The sequence below is a fragment of the Falsochrobactrum ovis genome, from assembly GCF_003259955.1.
Classification (GTDB): domain Bacteria; phylum Pseudomonadota; class Alphaproteobacteria; order Rhizobiales; family Rhizobiaceae; genus Brucella; species Brucella ovis_A.
This window is the reverse complement of record NZ_QLMK01000014.1, coordinates 17056-40653: the sequence shown is the minus strand read 5'-3', so window position 1 is coordinate 40653 and position 23598 is coordinate 17056. Positions and strand designations below refer to the sequence as shown.

The following is a 23598-nucleotide window of genomic DNA, read 5'->3' as shown; positions in this document are numbered from 1 at the left end:
GGCGTCCGGCCTCAAGCGGTCATATCCAACGAACGCGCCGCCCTGACCATCGCCAAATGCTCCTCATAGGATGGCGCAGCAACCTCTTCTTCTGCTCCATTGGCCTTTGCCCAGCCTCTGGCTGCGACGGACAATTCCCACAGCGTCATGGTATCAACTTCTCGCGGGCTAAATCCCATCGCTGCTCCTAGCCCATAATATGTGGAGAAAACTAAACGTCCGTCTCCTTCGTCGTCTCCACTTTCTGCTCCCCCGGCGTGTCACCTTCATCTGAAGAGAGTGACTTTAAGATTATCGCTGCGGCAAGTCCGATATTTTCAGGCAAAGGCCGACTGTCGACGTGCGCCAGAACGGTCAGGCTGGCATCGGTAGGAGTTGCCCCCCCTCCAATTAGCCCTAAACGAATGGGCTCGCGAATATCATCAACCCGCCAATCGCCACCGAAAGACCTCAATAAGCTATATAGATTGAAATCCGCACGATAATCCGGGTCGTCAGCGCCAAGCTCATAGTCTTGTGCATTGGGCCGCTTCTGGCCAAAAGCTTGCGGCTGAATAGACATTAGTCGGCCCAAAATAGTTGCGGGGCCAGCATCGCATTTTTCTTGCAACTGGCGAAGCTCGCCAATGCCGAGGCGGAAACGTCGTTCCACCCCGCCGAGTTCTTCAGTAAGTGTCTGTGTCATTATGTGGCTGGTACCCACTTAATTTCACCGTCGCTCTGCAGCGCGACTGTTGAAGTCACGTATCCCTTACCTTCTTTAGCAAGCCCTAAGCTTGTCATCACATAGCGACCAGCAAAGTGCCCGCCACCGTTGACAGCTGTTAGGCCATCAAGCGTCACGCGAACGTTGAAAGGCTCGCCGGAAAGCATATGGGTTCGCAGCACGCCAAACGAAACAGGATCCATAGTACCGGCACCATTGATATTTGCCGAAAGCGTATCGACCGAGCGCAGTACCCAAGCTGGCAAATCAGGGTTTTCACAGTTAGGTTCGGTTGCGTCTGTGGTTGTTGCCTCGATCGTGAAATCCTGCGAGGTGTTAATGGTGCAGGAATGAACGAACTCTTCGGGTGTTTCAGCATCGCCGAATTGAATCAACAGGCGTTTAGTGGTTGCCATTGCGGCCTCCATTTTTTTACCGCGCAGTGCGGTTTGTACATTCTGGGGAGAGCCGTTTAAGACGGCTGTGTTTCTATGCTAATTGACATGCGGGCACGAAATAGCGGCGGATCGTCGGTATAAACGATGCTTTCGACACGGACACGATCAACAACATGCCCGTTGATCGCTAAATTCTGCTCATGCAATGCATTGCGGATAGCGCCTGAAATTTCTTTTGTCTTGATGTAATTTCCCAGGTCGGCCCACACATCTATTTGCATGGTGCTTTCGGTGCGATCCCAGCATTCCTCATCAATCGGCGTTTCAAATCCCGGCCACACCTGCACATAAGGATAAGTCGGGCTGTCTGGTATATAACTGTAAACGCGCTGACCAGCTGGCGTATTTAGAGCTCGAATAGTGCTCACGAGCGCTGCTTGCAATGGGAGGTTAGGACTAACCATTTTTTACTGCCTCTCGCAACGCCCTGCGGATACCTGCTCTAGCTCGGGTCATGGCTTTTCGCTTACCGAGTTTATAACCGGGCCAGAAGAACGCGTTAGGAGGCATGTCTTTAGTGCCGTATTCTTGCGCCAATGCGTAATCGTAATTCGGAGAATTCCCCTTTTCACTCTTTCGAACTGGCTTAGTTGTCGTGGGCCCACCCGCAGCAATTGAAACCCCAATCGTGCCATCTTGAAGCGGTTCTGTACGAATAGATGCTCGCAAGGTTCCATCATCAATAGGTGCAAAGGCCCGTTGGCGCATATTGATTTCGCGGCCAGCGAGCATCAGGTCTGTCTGCGCTCGCTTTTTCACCGCATCTGGGATGCGGGCTAGTTTACGCTTGAGGCGCTCCATGTTAAGGATTTTCACGTCACAACCTCTTCGCACAACACTTCAAGCCAAGCGTTCTTACCGTCAGGATCTGAAATTGCCTTGATGTCGAACACACGTTTCGGCTCGCCTTGATCGTTGTTACCAGCCCTTGCATCTATAAGGCGCCATGCTGGCGTGATCTGACGCGTAAGGGCGGAGCTACGGATGGCAACCACATAAGGCTGCTTTCCAGCCAGCCGGGAAGCCATAACAGCCTCACTGCCTCGCAGCGGCAGAAAGCTCGCAGCTACCGTAGCTCTTGTTTCCCATCCCATTAGCGTGCCGCCGTAGCCGTCATCGCCTTCGATGTATTGTTGGATGTGGACAAGCCCGCGCATCGCGCCAGCGCTACGGGTTGTCATGACTGGCCTCGCTCTTCGACGGCGTTTTCAGCCGTTCGGCCTTGCCAGCTTTTATAGCGGCTTCACCGCAACGACGCGTGACGCTGCCGGACCAACCCGGCGGGTATGCTATCGTCACACCATATTTCGGAGACCAATCAAAATTAGATGTAAAGGTTACATGCATCTTGCGCCCTCCGACGTGCGCCAAACACGATATGGTGCAAGCAACGACCGCACGACGCGTGGAAGAACCGCGTCACCATGAAGTTTTTGGTCGGGTTCGCGCTGTTCGTATAAATGGGAACATAGCAAAAGGATTGCAGCAATAATGGCTGCGGTAACTTCGATTCCGTCGTCGGTCGTAGGGCTTTGACCGAGCTCAACAACCTCGCGATCAAGATATTCTTTTATTACGACTTCTGCCGCGTCGCGATAAAGTTCGATTTGCGTATCTTCATCAGTATGGAAGACGCGCAGATGTTCCTTGACGCGTTCCAAACTGACTAGCGCCATTATTCTTCATCCGGTTCTGGATCTTGGGTCGGATCAGGCTCTGGTGTTGGATTTGGATTTACCACGCCGGCGCCGATGTAACTCGCTACGCGCCGCTTTCTTGTCTTTGTGCTCGTCATCAACGGCCTCCGTAAACTCTTCGACATAGCCAAGCGCGATCAGCGGCATGGCTTGCCACCGTGGCAAATCGGCGACCTGATCGATCTCAAGCTGCCCATAATTACCAACGAGCCGATATTTGGATTTAATCAGCATGAAAAGAACGGGGCGCCGAAGCGCCCCACTCAATTAAGGCGTAGGAATAAGGCTACCGGTTACAAAAGCCTCCGGACGGTAAACCGCCAGCGCAAGACGCTCTTCGATACGGATAGTCATCATGTTCTTGACGAAATCGTCTTCGTTCTCGGTGGACAGAAGAACTTCGACGCCCATACGGTCGAAGATCTGAGCGCCAAGGTTGAAAGCGCCGGTCAGGAACTCGCCAGCGTCGATCGCCTGCGTCTGGACGACAGGCAATCCCCACAGCGTCGGGCCAATCGGCGACTGAGCGTTACCAACAATGTAGTTACCGCCAAGATCCTTCGTGAGCTCAATACGTGCCCAGTCCGTCGGATGAAGCACAAAGCCCGACGCCGGATATTCAGCAAGAATGACCTGCAGGATTGCCAAACGGAGGCGGTCAATGGCCGTTTCATTGTCAATATCGGTAATTGCCGGAGCAAATGCCGTCGCCTGCGGAAGGATACCGTTCAGGTTCTGGCCAGTTCCGTCCCCATTGAGCAACTGCCGCTCTTCAACGAACTTGAGGCCATATGTGCCGCGAGCGTTGATGTAAGACGCCAGCGCCGGGGCATCGTCCATGATCTGTCGCGACGCTTTGAAGATGTGCGCGATAGTGCGAACCGGCGTGCTGGTGAGGTCAAACGTGATGTCCGACTTCGGCTTCAGGGTCGTTTCAGCGACGGGAGCGGCATTATTGGTAAAGCCAGTTTCCTTCACATACTCAACGCTGTTGCTTGAGGTCTGGCCTCCAGCGATCAGGTCGCGAACCGTCAACTGACGCTGAGGCGGCGCAATGATACCTGGTACACGATGGCCGGGCACAAGCGATGTGCCAGCTGAACGACCGGCACCAACGGTCGTGTTTGCCGAGGTAATGTCAGCTCGCTCAACACCTACACGGATCGATCCACGGAATGCGCCGTCCTTATCCATGGATGCGAATTTTTCCGAATCCACCAGATGGTCGCCAAGGCCTTTAGGACCTTCATCGGATCCAAGCTCTTTCTCACGAGCGGCGCGCTTTTCCAGTTCGCCAATGCGAGTGCTGGTTTCGCCAAGTTCAGATAGGGCCTTATCGACCTTTTCTTTCAGGTCGGAAGAAACCTCACCGTGCTGCTCAAGCTTGCTCGTAAAATCGGTAGCAAGATTGCCAACCTGCTCTTTGATGGAGGCAAGCGAAGTACCAAGCTCGCCGATCTTATCGACAAGTACATTATCAGACATTTAAAAATCCTTAGAAACGGGGGAATGAGTGGGCTACGGAAATCGCAGCGTCCAGTTTTGCAGCCATCGCTGCTTTGGCCGCATCAGCATCAGGATCCCCCTGATCAATCTTGAGGTAGAGCCGAGCGGCCCGCTCTGCCTCAGAATTTGAGAGGCCAAGAAGACCCTTCAGGCCGTTCTCAAATTCACGTTTGGTAATTTGTTCACCGGAGGCCATTTTACCTACCAGAAGTTCAGCATCTTCTCGGCGCGCCTCGTTAGCAGCCTTGATACGTCTAACACTTTCTGGTTCGACATCTGCGCCGTAGCGCGCCAAGGTCTCATCAAGAGTGGCAACACGGTCTGCCATACCTCTGTCGATCAAGGCTTCAGAATAGAACACCCTCCCCTGCCCAAAATTATCTTCGACCTTAGACTTGGTAACGCCGCGCCCGTCTGCCACGCTTTGCACAAACCGGTTGTATGATCGGTTCACGCTTTCCTGAATGTAGGCCAGCGTGTCCTTCCCAAGCGGTTCGGTCTCGTTACCTTCGACCTTATGTTTGCCAGCAGAAATGTAAGTGCGTTTTACACCTGCCTTTTCTAAGGCAGCTGAAATATCGTCGTGCGCCGTATAAACGCCGATCGAGCCGGCGCGCCCAGATGGCGTAACAACAATCTCGTCCGCAGCCGATGCAATCCAATAAGCTGCACTCGCAGCTAATGAATTGACCTGCGCAACTATCGGTTTCTCTCCACCCCGGAGTTTGCGAATTTCTGTTGCGAGTTCATCCGTGCCCGGTACCGAGCCGCCAGGACTATCAATATCAAGAACAACAGCCTTCACATCCTCGTTAGAGAGAGCCTTATGCAACTGGCGCTTGATGCTCGCATAAGATGTGCCCCCGCTCATGGCAGCGAACATATCCATACGCTCAGCCAACACGCCGTAAACGGGGATAATCGCTACTTTGCCATCAGTTTCTGCAATTTCTTTTGCACGCGCATCACTTACAACCGCTGCAAACTCAGGAGAAACTAGTTTTTCACCAGCCACGCGAGCCGCTAAAACGTCAGCCAGAACTGCAAGTTTTTCGCGCTGGATCGCCCACGGCTCGGCCTCAAAGGCCGTTAAAATGTGTTCGAATTTCATTGATTTGGTGCCTTTACAGTCAACTTAAAGGCGCCAACAACACCTTTTTCTTGAAGCATGGACATGACCTTGCTGGTCGCATCAGACGCAGATATTGCCGCGACATGAATGGCGTTACACCCCTCAACTAGGCTACCTCTTGGAAACCCGAAAACATGGAATTCGCTGTACATCGTTGAACTCCGCCTAGTCAATGTTTGTTACGTGCAGGCGCCGACTCTTTGCCAAGTGAATCCAGCGGCGTCATTGCACCCTGAACAATCAGGCGATTACCACCCGGTCGCGGCGCCTTATTTTCGTAAGCCCGCGCTTCATCCGGCTCATAAATCCCCGCATTCACCATCTTGGACAAGAATTCGGCTCTCGCTTGGCTGTCTCCGCGGAGCAGACCTTCCATGTTAAATTTGACGACAGTTGTTTTGCGGGTTTTACTGTCTAATAAGTCTCGGTAGATCGCCGATTCAATCGATCGCAGCATTGGAGTTAAGCAGGTTTTTGTGAATTGCAGGATCAGCTGCTCAATCCCGCTTCCCCAAGTGGTCGTGCCGTTCGCCGCATGACCAATCATAACTGGCGGGACACCGAAAATACGGCATATTTGCTCGACGCTGTATTGTCGCGTCTCTAACATCTGCGCGTCTTTTGGGTTGATGGTGATCTGCGAAGGTTTCAAACCCGCTTCCAGAACCGCAATTCCACCCGCCTTGTCGGCGCCGGCAAAAGCTTGAAGCGACTCCGCAATCTGCTTGCGCTGATCCGCCTTAAGAACCTGATCGGACGACAACACCACAGATGCCATCATGCCGTTTTTGAACATCCGGCCCGAAGTTTTTTCGCCTGCCAGCGCATTACCAATCACATTGCGCTGAGCTGCAATTGGTGAAAGCCCCCTATCAAAGCCGGGCATGACCAGACCGCGGACATGGAGCATGTTCTCTTCGCGAATTTTGCGAACGCCGCCCTTTTTACCGTTTTGATAAGTTTCGGTCAGTTCATAATAGCGATTGTTTTGAGCATCCCGTTTAACTTCAACGGATGATGGGTTGAGAGGGTTAAGGGCAACCAAGCGATTACCGCTTTTCTTTTTCTCTGCGAAAAAGTTTCCATCTAAGCACAGGCATAAAGCTGCCATGCCCCAAAAATCTGACGCGCTATCATCGAGATTTGGCATGTCATGCAGCAATTCATACAGCGCGTTTTCATAATCAACCTCAACGCCATCTCCCTTGTAAACATTACAAGGAAGAGTTTTTACGGCGTTGGAAATGAGGTTCACACAAGCCCATACAGCATCGAGCTGCATCGCGTGCTCATATGTTACTGTCTCGCCGCTCGTCGTAGACATTCCGAAGAATGCGCGCCAGGGGCCAGACAGGAGCCCGAAAGGCTTCCCGACCCAACTGAAAAGGCCCATGGGCACTCCTACCAAGTTATAGTGATCATATTTTCCACGAAGTCATCGATATTGCCGGCATCAACTGGAGTATCGATTGCAGCTCCAATCGCCATTGCTAAAGCAACAGCGGCATCAATCCGTACAGACGCTTTCGTTTTAACGAACCACCGGTTATCCTGCGCATCGCGATCGAAAGTAGCGCCCATCAAAGCCGTCATCAGAACCGGATTTCGTTGCAATCGTATTCGACCGTCGATGATCATATCTTCAAGCGACAACACAGATCCCGGCATCCACAGCCCTTGCGGAGGTGGAAGCCCAGCCAACTTCGCCGCCTCTACTTTAGCCGGCTCAGGTCTTGCTCTTATTTTACCACCCTGAGGATGGGCAATGTGCTCCAGCTCCAACCCTAACGCTTCAACTTCCTCACGGAACTTGTCATAAGCATAACGGTCATAGGCCACAGCTTTAATGTCGAATATCTGATCAAGCTGCTGAACGCGCGAAGCTACAAAATCATACCGAATGCGCGCACCAGGTGGTGCATTCAACCAGCCTTGCTTTACCCACAGCGAATAAGGCGCTTTGTCGGCTTGCTCTCGTGCCGCTAAAGTATCTCCGGGCGTCCATGCCTCAATCCATGCATCAAAGGTCGGAAGGCTTACAGATGTGCCGTCCTCTCTGGACATCTCTTTCGATCCAGTTGGAACCACACATGCCAGTACCGTCATATCCTTACTACCAGACAGGTCGACTCCCATGAAAATGGGCTTATCAGCGTGCTCAACCTCGGGGTTGAAATCATCCATCACGCTTTCTACCGTCTCTCGCGGCATCCATGCCCTATCTGCGTCGGTCCACTGGCAAAAATGCAAGCGAAGAATACCGTTGAGTTTGCCTGGCATTTGCTTCGCTTGCGCGACCACACCAGCAAGATATTCTTTGGTTAGGATTACACCCAGAAGAGGATTGGCTTTTTTCCAACAGCTCTCATCGTTTAACGGATCATCGTCTTTATCAAGAGCGCAAACATATGAGAAAGTCGTATCGTCGATAACCTCACCGACATATGTAAAATCATCATCAGGAGTTTGAGTGCCAGCAGCAACCTTGACGGCATGCTCATGCTCTTCCCAGCAAATGCTGTTCCGATCACTGCCGGAGTTCGTGATCATCAGCAACAGCGGTTGCCGTCGAAACTTAAACCCACGCTCCAGCATTTCCATCGTCGACCGATCCGGATGCTCATGCACCTCATCGCACAGCGCGAAATGTGGTCGTGGCCCCGATCCAGACTTGCCGGAATCCTTCGAAATCGGCCTAAAAAAGGACTGCGATTTATGGTGCGCAATATTAAATTCGCGCCCCATACCACCGCTGAACTTCAGACGCTGTTCTAATGCGGGTGCCGCTCGGACCATTTTCACGGCGTCTTGAAAAAGTATTCCCGCCTGCTCTTTCTTCGCGGCAGCTGCATAGATTTGAGCGCCAGCTTCTTTATCGGCGATTAGTCCATATAGCCCAACACCGCCGGCGAACGGGGACTTTCCATTCCCCTTGCCTTCCTCGATGTAAGCCCTTCGAAAACGCCTTGAACCATCGGCACGCTTCCAACCAAATAGCGATCCAAGCTTGAATGCTTGTGATGGGTGAAGTTTAAAAGGTTTGCCTTCGAACTGACCTTCCGACAACTTCAAGCGGTCTTCGAAAAAACGAAAAACCCTTATTGCGGAGTCATCGTCCCAATATAGCCCGCGCTCATGTCCGCGCTCCAAATCATCGAAATGTCGTCGGCAAGCATTGCGAACATGGGGCCCAGCCACTTCAATGCCGTCAATGACAGCTTGTGCATAAGCGCTCACGCGCTCAAGCGCAGGCATATCAGTCAAGCAAATCATCCTTTTCACTATCGTCTTCCTGCGTCGCAACTTTAGAAGCGTCTGCAGGAGTAGCACCCATTTGACCCAAACATTGGCGAAGAAGGTTCAACGCCTGAACACCGACATCCTCACCAAGCGTCAATCTGGTTCTAATCGTAGTAGCAATTTCGACTAAGCCGCGATGGGATTCGGTCAGCCATGGTATTTCGCTTTGAAATGTCTTCCAAACCTGTCGCTGCTCGCCACCCATCCATTCAGGCGGGTCGCCAAGAGGGCCATTTGACTTTGGCTCAGTTCTATTTTTGAAGCGTTGAGGGTCTTTTTTATCTCTTCCCTCGAGCTTAGCCTTACCGAGGGGATTCCGCGGCTTAGCCATATATGAAATCCTTGCTTTTTGTGCGCAAAATGCGCGATATAAATGGTTCAAAACATTGCGTTGAGCTGAAAAAATGACGCTCAAACCGCCGTCAAATCTTGAAAAATGGGTCAACTTTTGAATTGCGGATGCGCACGCGTGGGCCCACGTCCGGTCCGGGCCCAGACGACCTTGAGACTTCGAAGGTACCCCCCCCTAGGAGATCGGCCACCCGTCCGGCCCAAATCGCACCACGTCCTGCCCCAACTCTTCACGCTGCTTGAGACTGCTGTGGCACGATGCACATAAAGCCTGCAGCTCGCCGTGCCAAAATAGGTCATAGTCGCCTCGATGCGGGATGACGTGGTCTGCGGTGTCTGCGACAGTCACAATCTCTGACTGGAGGCACATGACGCATAGCGGGTGCTCTGCAAACAAAGCCTCTCGCTTGCGCTGCCATCTCGCAGTCTTGTACCAATTGCGCCAAGGTTTAGCTTGCGAGGTCATCCATGACCTTTGCGACGTCATGCCCAATCCGCTTTAGCTTAGTTGCTATATATGCCTCATCACGATCATTGAGCACCCCTCCAACTGTAACCACATCAGCGGCTACGGATACCGGGAGAGTTGCCGTGTCATATGCTGCGCGCAGTAATTTACCGAGCATGACTTTCTCCAATAAGAAAGCCCCGCGTGAGCGGGGTTTCATGAACCTTATTAAGCTTTGATTTTCTGAAAGCCGTTCATTATACAAATCTTCATGAAAAAATTGATCAGTCCAGTTATCATTATACTAGGAATTGCTGCACTGATGTACACCTGCTGTATGGTAATCTGCGGCATTCAGCTTTAATCCGCAGCATTCCAGAACCGCGTTACTACCATACTGATAAGATCAGAAACGGGCCGGGCAACGCCGGGCTCCTACTTGAAAGTTATCTTCAGCCTGTATGCGACCGCAGGGCACCATCCGGACAGTGCGCGTGCTTCCTACGTCCACAACCTCGCAAGTCAAGTGAATGTCGTGCCCTGCTAAATCTTCGCTCTCAACGATGAGACGAACGACACCAATGGCTGGGTTCATTTCTGACCCAACCACGCGATAGGTCGAAGGGAACATGACCAGTACCCGGTGCAAGATGTCAGCCGCTACATCAATGATAGCTCTACCAGTTGCCATCTCTTCCTCCTACTCGATTGGCTGCCGTGTCACTGCTCCCTTCGTTTCACGGTCATTACCGGTTGCACGGCCAATTATTAATCTCATGGCTCGCGCTACCCTTATAGGTGGGGCGGTACTGCATGAGGGATGATGTTGAGGCCGATCCCATCCGGTTTCAGTTTTCTGCACCCAAGGCCGTCTTTCAGGCTTGTGCGCCTCAATAACAACCCACCGGGTGCGCTTGCATCAGAGGCGCAGCGGGTATTGTTAATCGGTTGCGGGCGCGGAATTGAACCGCTGTAACTGGCTTATGAGGCCAGCTGGCGCACCAGCGCTACCCGCCAAAATGGTCAGGGATGATGGATTTGAACCACCGTCTCGCGGGTCCAAGCCGCGAACTTTAACCAGACTAAGCTAATCCCTGTGAATAGACTGCTCCACGTAGAAGGCTTGGGCGCCACCCTTCTACGCAACCGCGTAATCGCGCGTTGGCGTGCGTCAGAGGCCGGAGCAAAGACGCGGATGACATGAGCAGAGCCGCAGACACAAAAACAAACCCGGCGGGGAACCTACATCAGTAGGCTCAACCCGCCGCTATCCCGTCAGCTGGAGGAGAAGACAGCGCCGGGGAATGAAAGCCGACCCGTACACATTGTGCAGAGGGGTCGGACACGCCACAGAAACAGCCCAGCTTCTATGACTGATGTCCCGCTGTGGACTAGCAAATGAAAAGCAAACGAACGACCGTGCACGGCCTTTACAGTATCCGGGTTCCCATGGTTGCCCGACCACGATGTGGCGGTCGCCGCTCCTGCGCATGATGCAGACGGGTTGCGCTCATCCGTATAACGATACTGCGTTTGCTATTGGCTTAGCGGCCACCGCAATGGTGATGTCGCGGGTTAGACCCTGTAACCGCTAATAGTTACCCGATGCTCACACGTGGCACCGGGTCTGTCGCTGGCATCTGCCTGTGCGCACAGAACTTTGAAACTGGTGGGAAGATTGCCTTCCCACTAATACCAACGTTCTGGCGGATTGAGTTTAAACTGGACGTCAGAAATCTTCTCGCTCAAGTCTGCCGAAGATATCACGCAGAGTGACAAGAGCCGTATGCACAAGTGCGCGACCTGCACCGGTAGCTATTGCAACGCTGCCACCAATTATTGCTACCCCAACCTCGGCATATGTCCGCCCATCTATGCACGCCAATTCAAATGGCTCGCAAAGATAACCCAGCGCTGATTGCAGCCGTCCGAGCTTGTGTCGGGCATCAATCATTTCGTTTACTGGAACATCACCGCGCCATTGCTTGGGTACGTTGGTGTAACCGCTTTCGTTTTTGCCGGACGTAATTTGCGTTTCTGAATCAGTAACGGTGGCATGCTTTGCTGGAATATCAACACTCGCAGCCGTTGATTGCCTGACATGCTTATACGCAATGCTGCCATTTGATCGCACATGGATATGGCGATCCAACGCCATCCCGTCTCCCATTGTAACGCTTGATCCGCCCAGAACTGCATTGCTTGTCGCAGCGGTATGGATGCGCCGGTACATCATCGCATATTTCAGTAGTTCGGTATTACCTTCGCGGATAAGCGCAGTCGCAAGTGGCCATGCAATATTGTCATTCGCTGCGCGGCCATCCCAATCTTTCCCGATCGATTGCCTCCGGCTAATACGTCGCTTTTGCTTGGCAATGGCTTTCACCTCACGGGCACGCTCAATGCGCAACCGCTCTCTCGTTGCTTCTCGCTGTTCTGGCGTGCGCTCTGGCAGTGGTACGCCGTGAATAGCGCTGGTCGCCAGCCTTGTAACGATCTTTGTCATGTATACTCCTCGCGTGTGGTTTTGGTTATGCAGCTTGGTGGGCCGCATCTGCGTCGTGCTGTGGACCATCCAACCAGTCCAGAACCGCAGTTACGGCCATCCCCGCAGCTTCCTCGGTCGTGGTCGCTCGAATTACCAGAACGGTAAAGCCAAGGCGTTGCAGGGCCTCATGCCGGTCCTTTTGCGCCGGTGACAGCCTGCTGTTCCCAACCTTATTCTCAATCAGCAGGAGGCGACCATTTTCACCGTAGATGCGCAGATCCGGTTCACCGCTGGTCATGCCTGTAGCAACTGCCTGAGCCTGGGCTTTGGGACCACGCTTGGCGCTGTTCATATCGCCTGCCAGCAAGAAACGTTTCTGGAATGACGGCAGCCGACGTAACGCTGCATCCTGCGCTGCTTGTAACTCCCATTCTAATGGCGGCGCTGGCTTGGTGGTAACTTTGCCGTTGCGAGTTGTGATGCGAACACGCGCACCGTTCACGCGAACGATTTGTGTGGTGGTAGAAGAAGGCGCACGAGTGCGGCTACGTGCCATAGAAATATCCTCGTGTGTGTTATGGTCGTCTTGGTGGTGCGAAGACAGGCTTGGTGGGTCCGTCCGAAATCCTGTTGGCAGCAGGATGATTACTATCATGCTGTAGTTGCACGCTTGGTCAAGTGTATAGTGAAAACTACAGCGCTAAGAGCGATAGGAAACCATATATAGTACCCCTCGTTTTTGAGGCTTAATTCAATAGTTTTGTCATTTTTATTTCCTATCGATATATAGAGAGAGATAAGTTATTGTATTTATTAATCTTTTCATCATTATCGATAGGAAAAACGTAATTTCCTACCGCTCCAAACCACTGATTTAATTGATCTTTTTTTCGAGCGATAGGAAATCGAAATTTCCTATCGACCCATTTTTGAGAGCGGTAGGAAATTTTTCGGCCTGTTTTTTTCCTATCGTTTTCCTATCGCTCTGGTCGTTTATGCGGCTCTCTGGTCTGACTGAGGCGCATATTTAAACAGGTAAAGCACACTAGATCTCTTCCCGCCATTGGGAGGTGTGACGATCACATCAACAACTTCCTCGGCATCAATAAGCATGTTTACGATGTCATCCAAGCGTCGCCTATCGATGACGCCATTCACTCGTTTGGTTAGGTAGCTTCTTCTCATCCCAGAGCGCTTGCCTTCACCAATAATGGCCCTGACGCGTTTGTACTCCGCCTGCCGATCGTTGTCCGCCACATAACGCTCGGCCTGCTCTAGGAGCATCTGACACGACCGTCTGGCCACTTCAACAGCCCATCGCATGATTTCCGCAGTTAATTCTGGCCGCTCCGGATCGACACCGACCGCCACGATCGTTGCAATACGCATGGCGTTTTCAGCCACACGAGCATATACAGGCTCATGATCGCTGACGGCATTATCCATGACATTAAACATTTCCGTCACAAAGTCATCGAAGACGCGCTTCGACCCGCGACCCCAAGTAACCTGGATTGGCGTTATTGATGTGCTGCCATCAGCGGTCATTCCATTGAGGTTGCCGCCGTTTTTATGCACGACGAGCGATTGTATTCTGTCCTGCAAATCCTTGGGCGGGGCACTTATCTTCTTTTTAGGATCACGAGGCTTAGGCCGCTCACTGCCCGCGTCGAACACGATAAATCGAGGCAAGAAACCATCCATAATAGATCCACTGCCCAACGCCTTCCAGAATGCATCCGGCGTTGATGTACCGAAAATACAGACATTTGGGTTATAAATCGGCTCTGCGAGGTTTTGGGCGTAGTCGGCCCCCATAAATACAGAACTCGCGGTGCCGGTCATTTCAAGCAAATCTTCGGCGATTTCCTTCTCATGGTTCCCTGACTTGGCGGACGTCACCTTGCGCATAAACCCGCCGAACTCGTCTATCATATAAACAAGTGACGGGTTCAACTTCACGCGATTTCGTAGTCCTGATGAAGACGCGATCTTGTTACCACCAAAGAATTTGCCAAGCGTCTGGGTGGCACCAGCCAATGCCTTGATACCAGCGCGCGGATGTTCTTTACCGAAGCCAGACGGTGCCAGCCCGATAACATATACATTAGTTCGCAAGCCGGTCGGCCCTTCATAGCGACGCCCTGCCAGCGCCCCGACATAAGTTAACGCTGCACCAAGGTTTAATATCGGAGATGGGTTCCGCGCCGTTTCAGTCAGCCAGTTTGCGATATCGCCAACCAAGCCTGGGACATTATTAAGGGCATCAGGCGTCTTGAATATTGCAACGTTAGAATCATCCTCCGGTGTAGCTGCGTGAGCTAGAACAACGTCCTCTGACAATTCTGTTGGCTCGATTGCTGGCGCACTCGCACCATTTGCCTTTTGTAGTGCCGATGCAATCAACTTGGTGGTGTCGATATATGGCGTATTGTCATTATACTCAAAGGGGCGATGGCGACGAGAGATCTCTGATAAATTTGCGCCCCCCTGCTTGGCGAGCTCAGCAAGCGACCCAAGGCCCACGCCGCCATTGCGGGTAAACCCCTTCCACTTCTTACCAACTTCTCCCGCCCGATACTTTTTACCGCGCGCGCTCCACGCGTCAGCCACAGCCAATCCATCCGGACCAAGCGCCGAATGCACAGCCATGAGCACTGAGACCCATTCAGGGTATGAGCAGTCCGGGCTTATGTAAGATAAAAGCTCCTCGACCTCATCCGCGTCCACGTCTTCAAGTTCGCGCTCTACAGATTGCATCGGGCTATGCTTAGGCTTCACAAGCGCATCCAACAGCCACTGCGGAGCCGGCTTAATAGGCGCGTCGTTTATCCATTTATACGACCGACCGTCTTCCATAACGCTGCCGGGAGCGATGAAGTACCCGCCGTCACCGCGCGTTTCAACACCTATCGCAACGTCTGAATTTCGGATGCCACGCTCGTGCGAAAACAGGAAGTGTATTCCTCCACTGCCTGTTTGGGCTTGCCTAGTTTCCAATGGGCCGTGCTTGGCAATCTGCGCTTCCAGCCACGGCCTACCATCCTCATGCTTGGGCGGCACATCAACATCCAGAACCCAAAAACCGGATCGCTCACCTGTTGGTATGCCGATCAGAGCGCCGGGGTTTCGCTTCCATAATTCGCGGATGATGCGTTCATTTAATGTTGCGCCTTTAAACCCGTTTGAGATCAAAGGACCCTTTTCTGGGAACACCTCTCCGGTATCGGGATCGTAATGGTCACTTGGACGGCAAGGGAATACAGGCCAACCCCTTGCGGCATACGACAATGCGAGATCAAGCATAGGATCCAGCGTCTCGGTAGATTCGGCCATTTTGTGGGTCATTTTGTTGCCTTATGTGAATTCATATTCGGCGTGACTTTCGCGTGCCAATCCTGGTGGCACGACATGCATAAGAAGCTGGTCGGCCAATTGTGAGCGTCATCAAACAAATGCCACGGCGCCCAATGATGCTCTTCCACTCCATTTGTGCTGCCACATCGTTCGCATGGCACAGATGGGTGATCGATAATGACGGGGATTCTTGTGTCGTCGAGATGGGCCATTTCTTGATGCGAAAATGGCGCCCCCCTTCCCCCGCACTCGGCGCAAAATGCTTTATATTGGATGGTGCCGTTGGCACATTTCACTTTCCCAAGAGTGGCGGTATCGCCCCTACGAGGGCAACTGTATGCATGCCTTGGACGTCTGTTATATGGTAAGTCAGTTATTCGTGCAGTATAGGAAAGAGCGACGTCAAGCATGGGGTCGGTTGTGATGGCGGCATTAGGCTGCATGTTTGGAATCCTGTAAAACAGTAGATGCTAGATGCGGCGCATTGGCTAGAAAATTGGCGACTGAAAAGCCGCGCGGGAATGCGCTACGGATGTTCGCCCGTTGCGGGCCAGGAGGCGCCGTCCATATGCGCGTGTCTGGTTTTCCTAGCGATTGGTCACGTTGCGGAGCCGGCATTCGATAGTCATTGAACGCCCATAAGCATGTGCGTTTGACATAATTGTCCGAGGCACAGTATCCGGTGTAGTCGTGCGGGTGAAAGGTGTGCGTCGCCGGCCCGAATATCCTGCTAAACGCCGAAACAGGGTTTTCGAAGAATCCCGGTGCGCCAGACAGAAGGCAAGTCATGCGGCATTGCTCCGCCACGATCGCAGCCTTTGCTTGGAAATATGGGTCCTTGGCGCGCTTGTCTTCCCACCATCGAGCGCCACTCACCGCAACATCTGTGCAGGGCGGGAAGCCAGCGACAAACACGATATTGCTGTGTCGGATATGATGCGCCAGTAACGGCGCCGCCTCCAGCACCGTTCCAGCAAACCGGGTTATGCGTCCATCCTTATGTGTCATTCCGTGCTGCGGATCGACCATTAGCACGTCATAGCCAGCCTCGACCCACGGCTCTGCCATGGCATTGGTCAAGTTGCACAAGAGGATGACAAGGCCGCGAGCGTTATCATTATCGTGCTTCATAATTTCCCCCATTAAAACGGCGCCTCGCTTAGGGCTTCCCGCACACCCCGCCCGCACCCTTCCCACGCGGCTTTCACCAACATGCGCGCCTCTAGCTCATCACATTCGGCCAGGTCGGTTTTTCCTATTTGCTGCAAGTATTCCCCAACCGCCTCGACGCCATAATCCAGTGCGCGCAGTTCGTACGGGTCCAATCGCCGCCGATGACGAATATGTTCGGCAATGTCGGCGCATTCCTTGCACAGCCAGCGGATAGGCTCATATTTCTGTTGTACGCCAAGGCCAACAGCGCGGCGGGCACAGACGTGGCATTGATCAGGATTGCTCATGCTGCCCTCCTAACATTGTCGTTGGTGGGGGTCCGTATGCGAAGCATCCCCGTAGGTACATTGGTCCCTGCCTCTGCAAATGATGCTACAGGAAGATCGCGCCACTCACCCTCAAGCTCCTTGTGGTCGTAGTGCGCCGTTGCAGGAAGGATGGACACGAGCGTGCCGCCAGGTTTTAAGAACTGCAACGCATGTCGGACGTGCTTGACGTAGTGTCGACCGTAAAACGGTGGGTTCATCACCACAAAGTCAAACTCAGCGCGTGCCGGCTCTTCTAAGAAGTTCGCAGTTACAACGCTATGTCCTTTCGCGCGTGCCTCTGCCGCTCGCCCCGCATGATATTCTATCCCGAACACAGAGTGGCCACGCCGACGCACCGCATCCATGATGCGACCATCACCACAAGATGGCTCCAAAACCCGAAAAGGTTTTGGCGGGTTATTGTGCCACTCGTTCAAATTGAAAACTCCTGCGAACTCAAGCGCCCGGTCAATAACTGCGTCTGGTGTCCAGTAAAATTGCAGATCCTTAGAAACTGCCGTGCTTTGGCGTGGCTTGGCGTCTTCCTCCTCAGCATCCGGCAAAACTTCGCCGTAGAACTCTGCAAGAGCCCGATTGATGTCGCGAAGCGTTTCTGGCGCAAAGAAGACATGCGCATTGCCATTGCCGAACTTGCGAATGGTCAAGCCGCGATTGAAGGTCTGGTACTCGCCTTCCCGGTAACGCTCCTTCCATGCGACCTTGCGACCATCGAGGATAGCGTCTTCGCCTGCCTTATGGGCCGCGCTGATAGCCTGAAATTCTTCATGCTCCATGAGCGGTTGGCCGCGATAAGCCGCCAGGGCATTGACGATGTCGCGGAGCTTGTCTTTGCCGTAGGTGCCGGAATATTCGCCCCAGCTCGGAAGGATCACCCGTTTGGGCAGTCCCTTCACGCCGATCTTGACCTTGGAATGAGACTTGTAGGCCGGGTCCAGATCGGCAAAGACTTCGGCCAGCCCTCGCAGAATGTGTGAGCGCGGGTTCTCCAGATACGGGCCAAACGTCGCCTTGGCGTTGTCGAAAGTCAGTTCCGGTGGATCGGCCAAGGTGCGCTCGAACAGCTTCTTGTCCTTAGCACTTGCAATACGATCGATCTGGCAGCGATTATAGAGAGCCTTCCAACCAGATGCGCGCAGGTTTTTGCGCATCTCATTGGCAGACACGTGCGCGCGCCCGCGCAAGACGGGATTGACGTATGTGCCCATGATCGTGCCCGCCATTTCCACGGCTGTGCAGGCGTCTTCGTAGGCTTTGATCGCAGCCTCGACGTTATCGATCTTGCGCTCGTACTCGTCAATGATGTCGAGAACAGTGCTTTGGCGAGCCGGTGTTTGGTACGTCACGCTACCCTCCCGAAAAGATCGTTATCATTGGCGGCTGTTGAAATATCCGCAGCATACTTCCCCGTCTCATTCCCCCACGCAGTCCAACCCGGCCATGCCTGACGCGCAAACAGCTCTAGGTATGGTCCATCGACCAGCGCTTCTATGCGCTCGTATTGCTCATCGGGTTTGCGGCTGTGTTCGCGTCGGGGTGCATCAATAATCTCGCGCACACCCTTGTCTTTTCTGCGAGGCTTCCCGCGCGTAAACAGAAAACAAAGTTCAGTTTGCTTGCGAGTCCAATAACCCATGCCGATGCGGGCTTGCCCGTTGGCGGCCAGTTTGCGCCAGGTAAATGCTCGGGTTTTCATTTCGAAGCCCCATGCGCGGCCAAGTTCGAGGGCGTCTGGAATGTGGCTATCGACTACCCACATGAACAGTGCACAATCCGGGGCGGCCACCTCTGCGACTGGAATATCGATAAGCCGGCTAGTGGCCGTCGTTACATAGTGATCGTTCGCGGACCGATGCGGGGTGCCGGTCTTGCCGGACCATGTTTTGAACGACCATGGCGGGTCTGCAAGTATGCATCCGAATTGGCCGTGCGGAAGCGATGAGTGCATCTTATGACTCCTCGTGTTGTTGGGTGTAACCCGCCAGTTGGTGGCTGGCGGGTGTTGTGGTATGCTTAAATCCCTTTCCTAGTTAAAGAGCGACCATGCCCAGAGAAACAAAGTCAGTAGAATACCTATGTCAAATCATTCATGAAAAATTCCCTGAAACCAAGAACACGAAATTGACATTTGTTCCGGCCAACCTGCCATCTGGCAGGAGATGGTTCCTTCAAATTGGCTATCTTCCTTCCGATATTCATTCAAAGGTGATGTCCCTGTCGGAAGAATTGGCATGGGAATTCGACCTAGAAGATAGTTCTGGAAACCAAACGCCGTAATTCATGACAGCGCTCCCAATTGTTCCTCACAATACGCTATTCGCTCTTGCGCTTTCTGTAGTTGCTCCTGCCAGTGTTCATGTTCCTCAGCTTTCCGAGCTGCGGTCTCGTCAGGTTTTTCAGGCCGTGAGAAGGCAACGATAAATCGCGGGTAACAATCGTCATAGGGGCATTCCGCATCCACCTCGATAAATGCTTCCGCCCAATGCTCTTGCGGGATTTCAAGGCGCGCCTGCATGAGCTCGTTGATAAACTCGTCAAGTCTATGCGGTATATGGCCGTTCTTCGCATCATCCGAACCCCAGTGCCGGACAACAACTTCCCTTGTGGTAATACCCATCACGCCGCCCTCACGGTAATCGTCTCATTACCAACCTTCAGTACCGCGCCGGGAACTTCCTGACCGGCATCCAGCGCCGCTTTGATCGCTGTCCTATCTGGCTCACGCTTTAACTTAACGACGCTATCTGGCAGCAGGGTTTCATCAATAATCTCAACCCCGGCGCGTCCTTTGCCAACCGACACAGTTGCCTCGGGAAGGCTAACTTTTGAAAGGTCAGCGGCCTTCAACAAGCGCAGCAGTAGCGCCCGCATTGCATCCTTGCGTCGGGTATATCGTTCTTTACGCGCTGACAGCTCTTTAGCGCGCTCATTTATTGCTGTGATCATGCTGTTAGCATCGCGTTCGATCGCCACAATCTTGCCAAGCACGCGATAGGCGTCTGTTTCACCTTCAATTGTATCGGCGCGCAAATCCTCGTCTTCCGCCAGCTCTGGAAACGCAGCGATCAAGTCGGCAAATTCGCGCTCAAGCACTGTGACGTCATAAGCTAGGTATTGTTGGTTTTTGGTCATTTTAATCCTCGTGTGGTTAGCCCCGGCTGGTTAGGCCGGTCTTGATTGTTAGCCGGTGAAGGTTAGTCTTTGTAAGGATCGAACTCGTTGGCTCCGGCCATGATTACTCCGAGCGGTCGCAAAGTATGTTCGATGGAAATTGTGCCCGCGTGTTCGGCTAGTACGTCTGGTAAGCGACGGTAAGCCTGCGGCGCTTCGTCGAGATCGCCACCGTGGAGCGTCACGCCACGGTCAGCGATCCAAGCTTGCATTTCATCACGTCGCACCTTGCCCGGCATGCGTTCCTTTTTGCCGGTGGCAGGATTTCGCGCAAAACGTCCACGGGCTTCTGTGCGCGACATCACTCTGCCCGCGCCATGCACCGTGGAATAAAGGCTCTGGCGGCTTTCATCACTATCGACGCCACGCAATATGACTGCATCGTCACCCATCGATCCACCTACGAAGCCGTACTGACCTGGAAAGGCTGGCGTTGCGCCCTTGCGGACAACCCACATGTCTTGACCGTTATGGGTTTCGCGCCACGCATAATTATGATGATTGTGAACGCTGAAAGTGACATTACCGCCGATAATCTGACGAACCTTTTCCACCACCCATTCACGACCAGCGTATGCGTACAACCCGCCAAGTTCGATGCCAGCTAGGTATCCGCGACCTTGGTCACTGTCTGCCTCAAGTAGTGCGGGCGGCACTTCCATCCCGTCTTTCGCGCCAGCTAGGGCTAGGTATTTCGTGGTAATCTTGTGGCCCAAACCACGCGATCCGAAATGCACTCCGATCCACGTAAAGCCCTGCTCATCCTCGAAAAGATCAACGTAATGATTGCCACTGCCGACCGTGCCAAGTTGTGCACGGGCCATGGGTTTGAGGTCTTCAACGTCAGCTGCTTGCCACAACTCACTATCAAAGAGATCGTGATCAACGCGCTCCTCATTCTTACGCCCAACACCGAAAGAAACTACAGACGCAATATCTTTCAAGATCTGGCCGACGTGAGGCTTCACCTCTGATGCCGGGGTATCGAGCCGCACTGCCATATTGCCACAAGCAATGTCAAAGCCGACACCACTAATGCTGATATGTTCAGTGTAACCCACAACGCCGCCGATTGGATGGGCGTAACCAAGATGACCATCTGCGCAAAGTACGCCCGCGGCAGCACTACCAGTCGACATGCAGGTTTTCATCTGCCGAATTGTGCGATCATCATGCTTACCGAATATTTTCAATGACATAGTGTCTCCTCGTGTTTTTCAGTGCTAAGTGGTCTGCCATCTCTAAAACGGCACATCTTCTAAATCCGCTATCTCAGCCATCCAGGATGGTTCATTGTCATTCGCCGCGGCAGGCTGCTCCGACACAGACATGTTGTCGTTCGCGGCTCCCGGTATTGCATCGACGACTTCCCAATATTTACCGTTCGGTTTCACTTTAATTTCAGCGGTCGGCAGCAATTCGTTTTGACGCTCCAAGAACTCAAGCACGGTTTTAGGAAACGGTGCCTGCCCACCATGCTTGCGCCACCACCGGTCGGACTTAGACTTGAAAAATCCCGTATGCGCTGGACCAAGCCACTCGTTAATCGGTGACACGCCTACCCAGTATGAAACTTTCACACTGTCTTGTTTCCCGCCTTTACCTTCGTGGTATGCAAAAGTGCGGCGTTCAACCTGACGGGTGCTTGCCTCATCTTTAGAAAGCATCGGAACGTCTTCTGCCTGCGCCGAAATCTTTGGCGTTTCATCGATCGGGAATTCGTAACCGCAATCAGGACATACTTGGACTGAGGCATGGATCAGTGAACCGCAACCGCCACCATCTGGCGGACATTGTTTTACTGGCGCTTCTCCATCACCTGACTTCATACCCGGAGGAGTAACCGCATCGATCGGGCCGTGCTTACGAACAACCCCAGCAAAATCCAAAAAGAGACAGTTATCCTTGCCGGGATATAGCCGTAATCCCCGGCCCGCCATTTGCACATATAGACCGGCAGACAAAGTCGGACGACAAAACGCAACCAGATCGACGATCGGTAGGTTCGTGCCAGTTGTTAGCACAGAGTTGTTAGTCAGTGCGCGGATCTTACCCGCTTTAAAATCAGCAAGTATGCGGTCTCGCTCAGCAACGGGTGTGTTCCCGGTGATCGTCTCACATGTGAACCCGCGACTGCGAATTTCATCACGCATGTGCCGCGCGTGGTCCACTCCCGAGCAAAAAGCTAACCATGCCCTCCGTTCTGCGTTTGGGACAGTGCCATACGCGACAATCTCGTCTACAACCGCAGACGTTATGTCATCTCTATCAATCGCAGCTTGCAGCGCGTTCTGCTTGTAGTCTCCGCCCTGCTTACCGACACCAGATAGGTCAAAGCCCGTGGCCATTCCTTTTGAAATAGGGCGACAAAGATAACCTCCTTCGATCATCTCTCCGATAGGTTTCTCGTAGCAAATATCGTCAAAAAGCGCACCATCACCTTCTGTCAGAAGCCCCTCACCCAGTCGATAAGGCGTGGCTGTGAGCCCGACTAGTTTCAGGTCAGGGTTGATAACCCGCAACCCGTCAATCAGCTTGCCATATTGAGTTTCAGAATTGCGCGGCATGAGGTGGGCCTCATCGACCAATACAACGTCTATGTGACCGATCTGCTCCGTTTTATTAGCGATGGTTTGCACGCCGCCGAACACAATCTGTGCCTTCGCGTCGCGTCGTCCTACGCCAGCCGAGAAGATACCTGCGGGCGCAAATGGCCAGATGTTCATCAACTCCTGATAATTGGACAAAATCAACTCGCGAACGTGCGTCACGACGAGCACTCGCATGTCGGGCCAGCCTTCTATCAATTCTTTGCAGATCGTCCCCAGCACAAGGCTCTTGCCGCCGCCCGTAGGAAGCACGATAAGAGGTGAGCCGGGTCGCTGGCGCCAATATTCATAAAGCGCATCCACTGCGGCACGTTGGTAGTCTCTAAGCTGCAACATAATTTAAGCAGCCCTCCTTTCAGTGGCAGCAATACTTTGGCAGATTGTCTTGCGTTGCCTCGCGACAATTTGACGAACACGCTCACGGCTGATGCCGTATTCGTCAGCTAAGACCTGCCCGCTTTCGCCATCAATAACGCGCAGAAATACATCCCGGTCCCTGCCGGGATTAAGCATCCCGATCACCTGTGATAACTCGACAACGTCATCCTGGTTGGGTTGAGCAGTCGAATTCCATTCCGGGTTAACACGTGCGATCCAACGTACATCGGCATGTTGCTTTCTCATTCGCGCAGACACGCAACTCCGCATCTGAAAAGATAGCCAACCGGGAAAACTCGCATCCGTCCTATAATTACCCCATCTATGCAGTGCGACGGTGATAGTCTCATTCACAAGGTCTTCTCTGTCTTGCGCATCGTGCTCAAAGTTCAGCGAGAGCTTGTGTAAAAACGGCGTCCACTGCAGTAAGAGGGCATCGAACGATGCGGGGCGGCGATGGTTGTCATTGGCGGGGATGTTCATTGCTTGAAACCCAAA

Annotated in this window: 28 protein-coding genes and 2 tRNA genes; all 30 read right to left on the bottom strand. The window is 53.0% G+C overall.

Translation table 11 applies throughout. The features are described from left to right. Positions 1-11: 11 nt before the first annotated feature. The 30 genes from C7374_RS16065 to C7374_RS13065 all read right to left on the bottom strand — a co-directional run bounded on the left by C7374_RS16065 (position 12) and on the right by C7374_RS13065 (position 23583). On the bottom strand, positions 12-179 hold the full coding sequence (locus C7374_RS16065; protein WP_158527851.1) for a hypothetical protein: 168 nt from the start codon (positions 177-179) through the stop codon (positions 12-14). 32 nt (positions 180-211) lie between these two features. Next, entirely contained in the window at positions 212-685 is a 474-nt protein-coding gene (locus C7374_RS16060) for a gene transfer agent family protein (RefSeq protein WP_158527850.1), read from the bottom strand. Continuing rightward, entirely contained in the window at positions 685-1122 is a 438-nt protein-coding gene (locus C7374_RS13195) for a phage tail tube protein (RefSeq protein ID WP_158527849.1), read from the bottom strand. Before C7374_RS13195 ends, C7374_RS16060 begins: the two co-directional genes overlap by 1 nt. Positions 1123-1178: 56 nt before the next feature. Continuing rightward, a complete protein-coding gene (locus C7374_RS13190; RefSeq protein ID WP_111576093.1) occupies positions 1179-1568 on the bottom strand; it encodes a DUF3168 domain-containing protein in 390 nt (129 codons plus the stop codon). Beyond that, entirely contained in the window at positions 1561-1980 is a 420-nt protein-coding gene (locus tag C7374_RS13185; RefSeq protein ID WP_146612740.1) for an HK97-gp10 family putative phage morphogenesis protein, read from the bottom strand. The genes C7374_RS13190 and C7374_RS13185 overlap by 8 nt, the downstream gene beginning before the upstream one ends. Further along, positions 1977-2345, bottom strand: a complete 369-nt coding sequence (locus C7374_RS13180; protein ID WP_245412669.1) for a head-tail adaptor protein — start codon at positions 2343-2345, stop codon at positions 1977-1979. Before C7374_RS13180 ends, C7374_RS13185 begins: the two co-directional genes overlap by 4 nt. A 156-nt stretch (positions 2346-2501) precedes the next feature. Beyond that, positions 2502-2840, bottom strand: coding sequence for a head-tail connector protein (locus tag C7374_RS13170; RefSeq protein WP_111576090.1), 339 nt, complete (start codon positions 2838-2840; stop codon positions 2502-2504). A 33-nt stretch (positions 2841-2873) separates the two neighbouring features. Next, positions 2874-3095 carry a hypothetical protein gene (locus C7374_RS13165; protein WP_146612739.1) on the bottom strand — a complete coding sequence of 74 codons (222 nt, stop codon included), beginning with the start codon at positions 3093-3095 and terminating at the stop codon, positions 2874-2876. A gap of 33 nt (positions 3096-3128) precedes the next feature. Continuing rightward, on the bottom strand, positions 3129-4346 hold the full coding sequence (locus C7374_RS13160; protein WP_111576088.1) for a phage major capsid protein: 1218 nt from the start codon (positions 4344-4346) through the stop codon (positions 3129-3131). A gap of 10 nt (positions 4347-4356) precedes the next feature. Then, complete coding sequence (locus C7374_RS13155) at positions 4357-5478, bottom strand: S49 family peptidase (protein WP_111576087.1); 1122 nt, start codon at positions 5476-5478, stop codon at positions 4357-4359. Between the two features lie 190 nt (positions 5479-5668). Next, positions 5669-6892: a phage portal protein gene (locus tag C7374_RS13150; RefSeq protein ID WP_111576086.1), complete on the bottom strand. Its 1224-nt coding sequence runs from the start codon at positions 6890-6892 to the stop codon at positions 5669-5671. 8 nt (positions 6893-6900) lie between these two features. Continuing rightward, positions 6901-8754 (bottom strand): terminase large subunit, encoded by a 1854-nt coding sequence (locus C7374_RS13145; RefSeq protein ID WP_111576085.1) that lies wholly within the window; start codon positions 8752-8754, stop codon positions 6901-6903. A gap of 1 nt (position 8755) precedes the next feature. Continuing rightward, positions 8756-9244, bottom strand: coding sequence for a hypothetical protein (locus tag C7374_RS13140; protein WP_245412668.1), 489 nt, complete (start codon positions 9242-9244; stop codon positions 8756-8758). Between the two features lie 81 nt (positions 9245-9325). Further along, entirely contained in the window at positions 9326-9520 is a 195-nt protein-coding gene (locus tag C7374_RS16395; protein WP_245412671.1) for an HNH endonuclease, read from the bottom strand. A gap of 79 nt (positions 9521-9599) precedes the next feature. Then, positions 9600-9776 (bottom strand): hypothetical protein, encoded by a 177-nt coding sequence (locus tag C7374_RS16055; protein WP_158527847.1) that lies wholly within the window; start codon positions 9774-9776, stop codon positions 9600-9602. Between the two features lie 228 nt (positions 9777-10004). Beyond that, the gene (locus C7374_RS13130) at positions 10005-10289 is read right to left on the bottom strand and encodes a hypothetical protein (protein WP_111576083.1); all 285 of its coding nucleotides are present in this window, start codon (positions 10287-10289) and stop codon (positions 10005-10007) included. Positions 10290-10546: 257 nt separating this feature from the next. Beyond that, positions 10547-10615: transfer RNA gene (locus tag C7374_RS16050), tRNA-Leu, on the bottom strand. 3 nt (positions 10616-10618) lie between these two features. Further along, a tRNA-Pro gene (locus C7374_RS13125) sits at positions 10619-10695 on the bottom strand. Positions 10696-11327: 632 nt separating this feature from the next. After that, positions 11328-12104: a hypothetical protein gene (locus C7374_RS13120; RefSeq protein ID WP_111576082.1), complete on the bottom strand. Its 777-nt coding sequence runs from the start codon at positions 12102-12104 to the stop codon at positions 11328-11330. Positions 12105-12129: 25 nt separating this feature from the next. Next, positions 12130-12642: a VRR-NUC domain-containing protein gene (locus C7374_RS13115; RefSeq protein WP_111576081.1), complete on the bottom strand. Its 513-nt coding sequence runs from the start codon at positions 12640-12642 to the stop codon at positions 12130-12132. A gap of 437 nt (positions 12643-13079) precedes the next feature. Beyond that, positions 13080-15434 carry a bifunctional DNA primase/polymerase gene (locus tag C7374_RS13110; protein ID WP_111576080.1) on the bottom strand — a complete coding sequence of 785 codons (2355 nt, stop codon included), beginning with the start codon at positions 15432-15434 and terminating at the stop codon, positions 13080-13082. A gap of 441 nt (positions 15435-15875) precedes the next feature. Then, on the bottom strand, positions 15876-16574 hold the full coding sequence (locus C7374_RS13105) for a dcm methylase (protein ID WP_111576123.1): 699 nt from the start codon (positions 16572-16574) through the stop codon (positions 15876-15878). 11 nt (positions 16575-16585) lie between these two features. Further along, on the bottom strand, positions 16586-16903 hold the full coding sequence (locus C7374_RS13100; RefSeq protein ID WP_111576079.1) for a DUF6511 domain-containing protein: 318 nt from the start codon (positions 16901-16903) through the stop codon (positions 16586-16588). Then, positions 16900-18288 (bottom strand): DUF4942 domain-containing protein, encoded by a 1389-nt coding sequence (locus C7374_RS13095; RefSeq protein ID WP_111576078.1) that lies wholly within the window; start codon positions 18286-18288, stop codon positions 16900-16902. The genes C7374_RS13100 and C7374_RS13095 overlap by 4 nt, the downstream gene beginning before the upstream one ends. After that, the gene (locus C7374_RS13090) at positions 18285-18890 is read right to left on the bottom strand and encodes an MT-A70 family methyltransferase (RefSeq protein ID WP_111576077.1); all 606 of its coding nucleotides are present in this window, start codon (positions 18888-18890) and stop codon (positions 18285-18287) included. The genes C7374_RS13095 and C7374_RS13090 overlap by 4 nt, the downstream gene beginning before the upstream one ends. A 330-nt stretch (positions 18891-19220) precedes the next feature. Continuing rightward, positions 19221-19559, bottom strand: coding sequence for a hypothetical protein (locus C7374_RS13085; RefSeq protein ID WP_111576076.1), 339 nt, complete (start codon positions 19557-19559; stop codon positions 19221-19223). Next, a complete protein-coding gene (locus C7374_RS13080) occupies positions 19559-20074 on the bottom strand; it encodes a siphovirus Gp157 family protein (protein ID WP_111576075.1) in 516 nt (171 codons plus the stop codon). Before C7374_RS13080 ends, C7374_RS13085 begins: the two co-directional genes overlap by 1 nt. A gap of 62 nt (positions 20075-20136) precedes the next feature. Further along, positions 20137-21312 (bottom strand): RtcB family protein, encoded by a 1176-nt coding sequence (locus C7374_RS13075; protein WP_111576074.1) that lies wholly within the window; start codon positions 21310-21312, stop codon positions 20137-20139. Between the two features lie 42 nt (positions 21313-21354). After that, positions 21355-23058, bottom strand: a complete 1704-nt coding sequence (locus tag C7374_RS13070; RefSeq protein ID WP_245412667.1) for a DEAD/DEAH box helicase — start codon at positions 23056-23058, stop codon at positions 21355-21357. A 3-nt stretch (positions 23059-23061) separates the two neighbouring features. After that, complete coding sequence (locus C7374_RS13065) at positions 23062-23583, bottom strand: sigma-70 family RNA polymerase sigma factor (protein ID WP_146612738.1); 522 nt, start codon at positions 23581-23583, stop codon at positions 23062-23064. Positions 23584-23598: the final 15 nt, after the last annotated feature.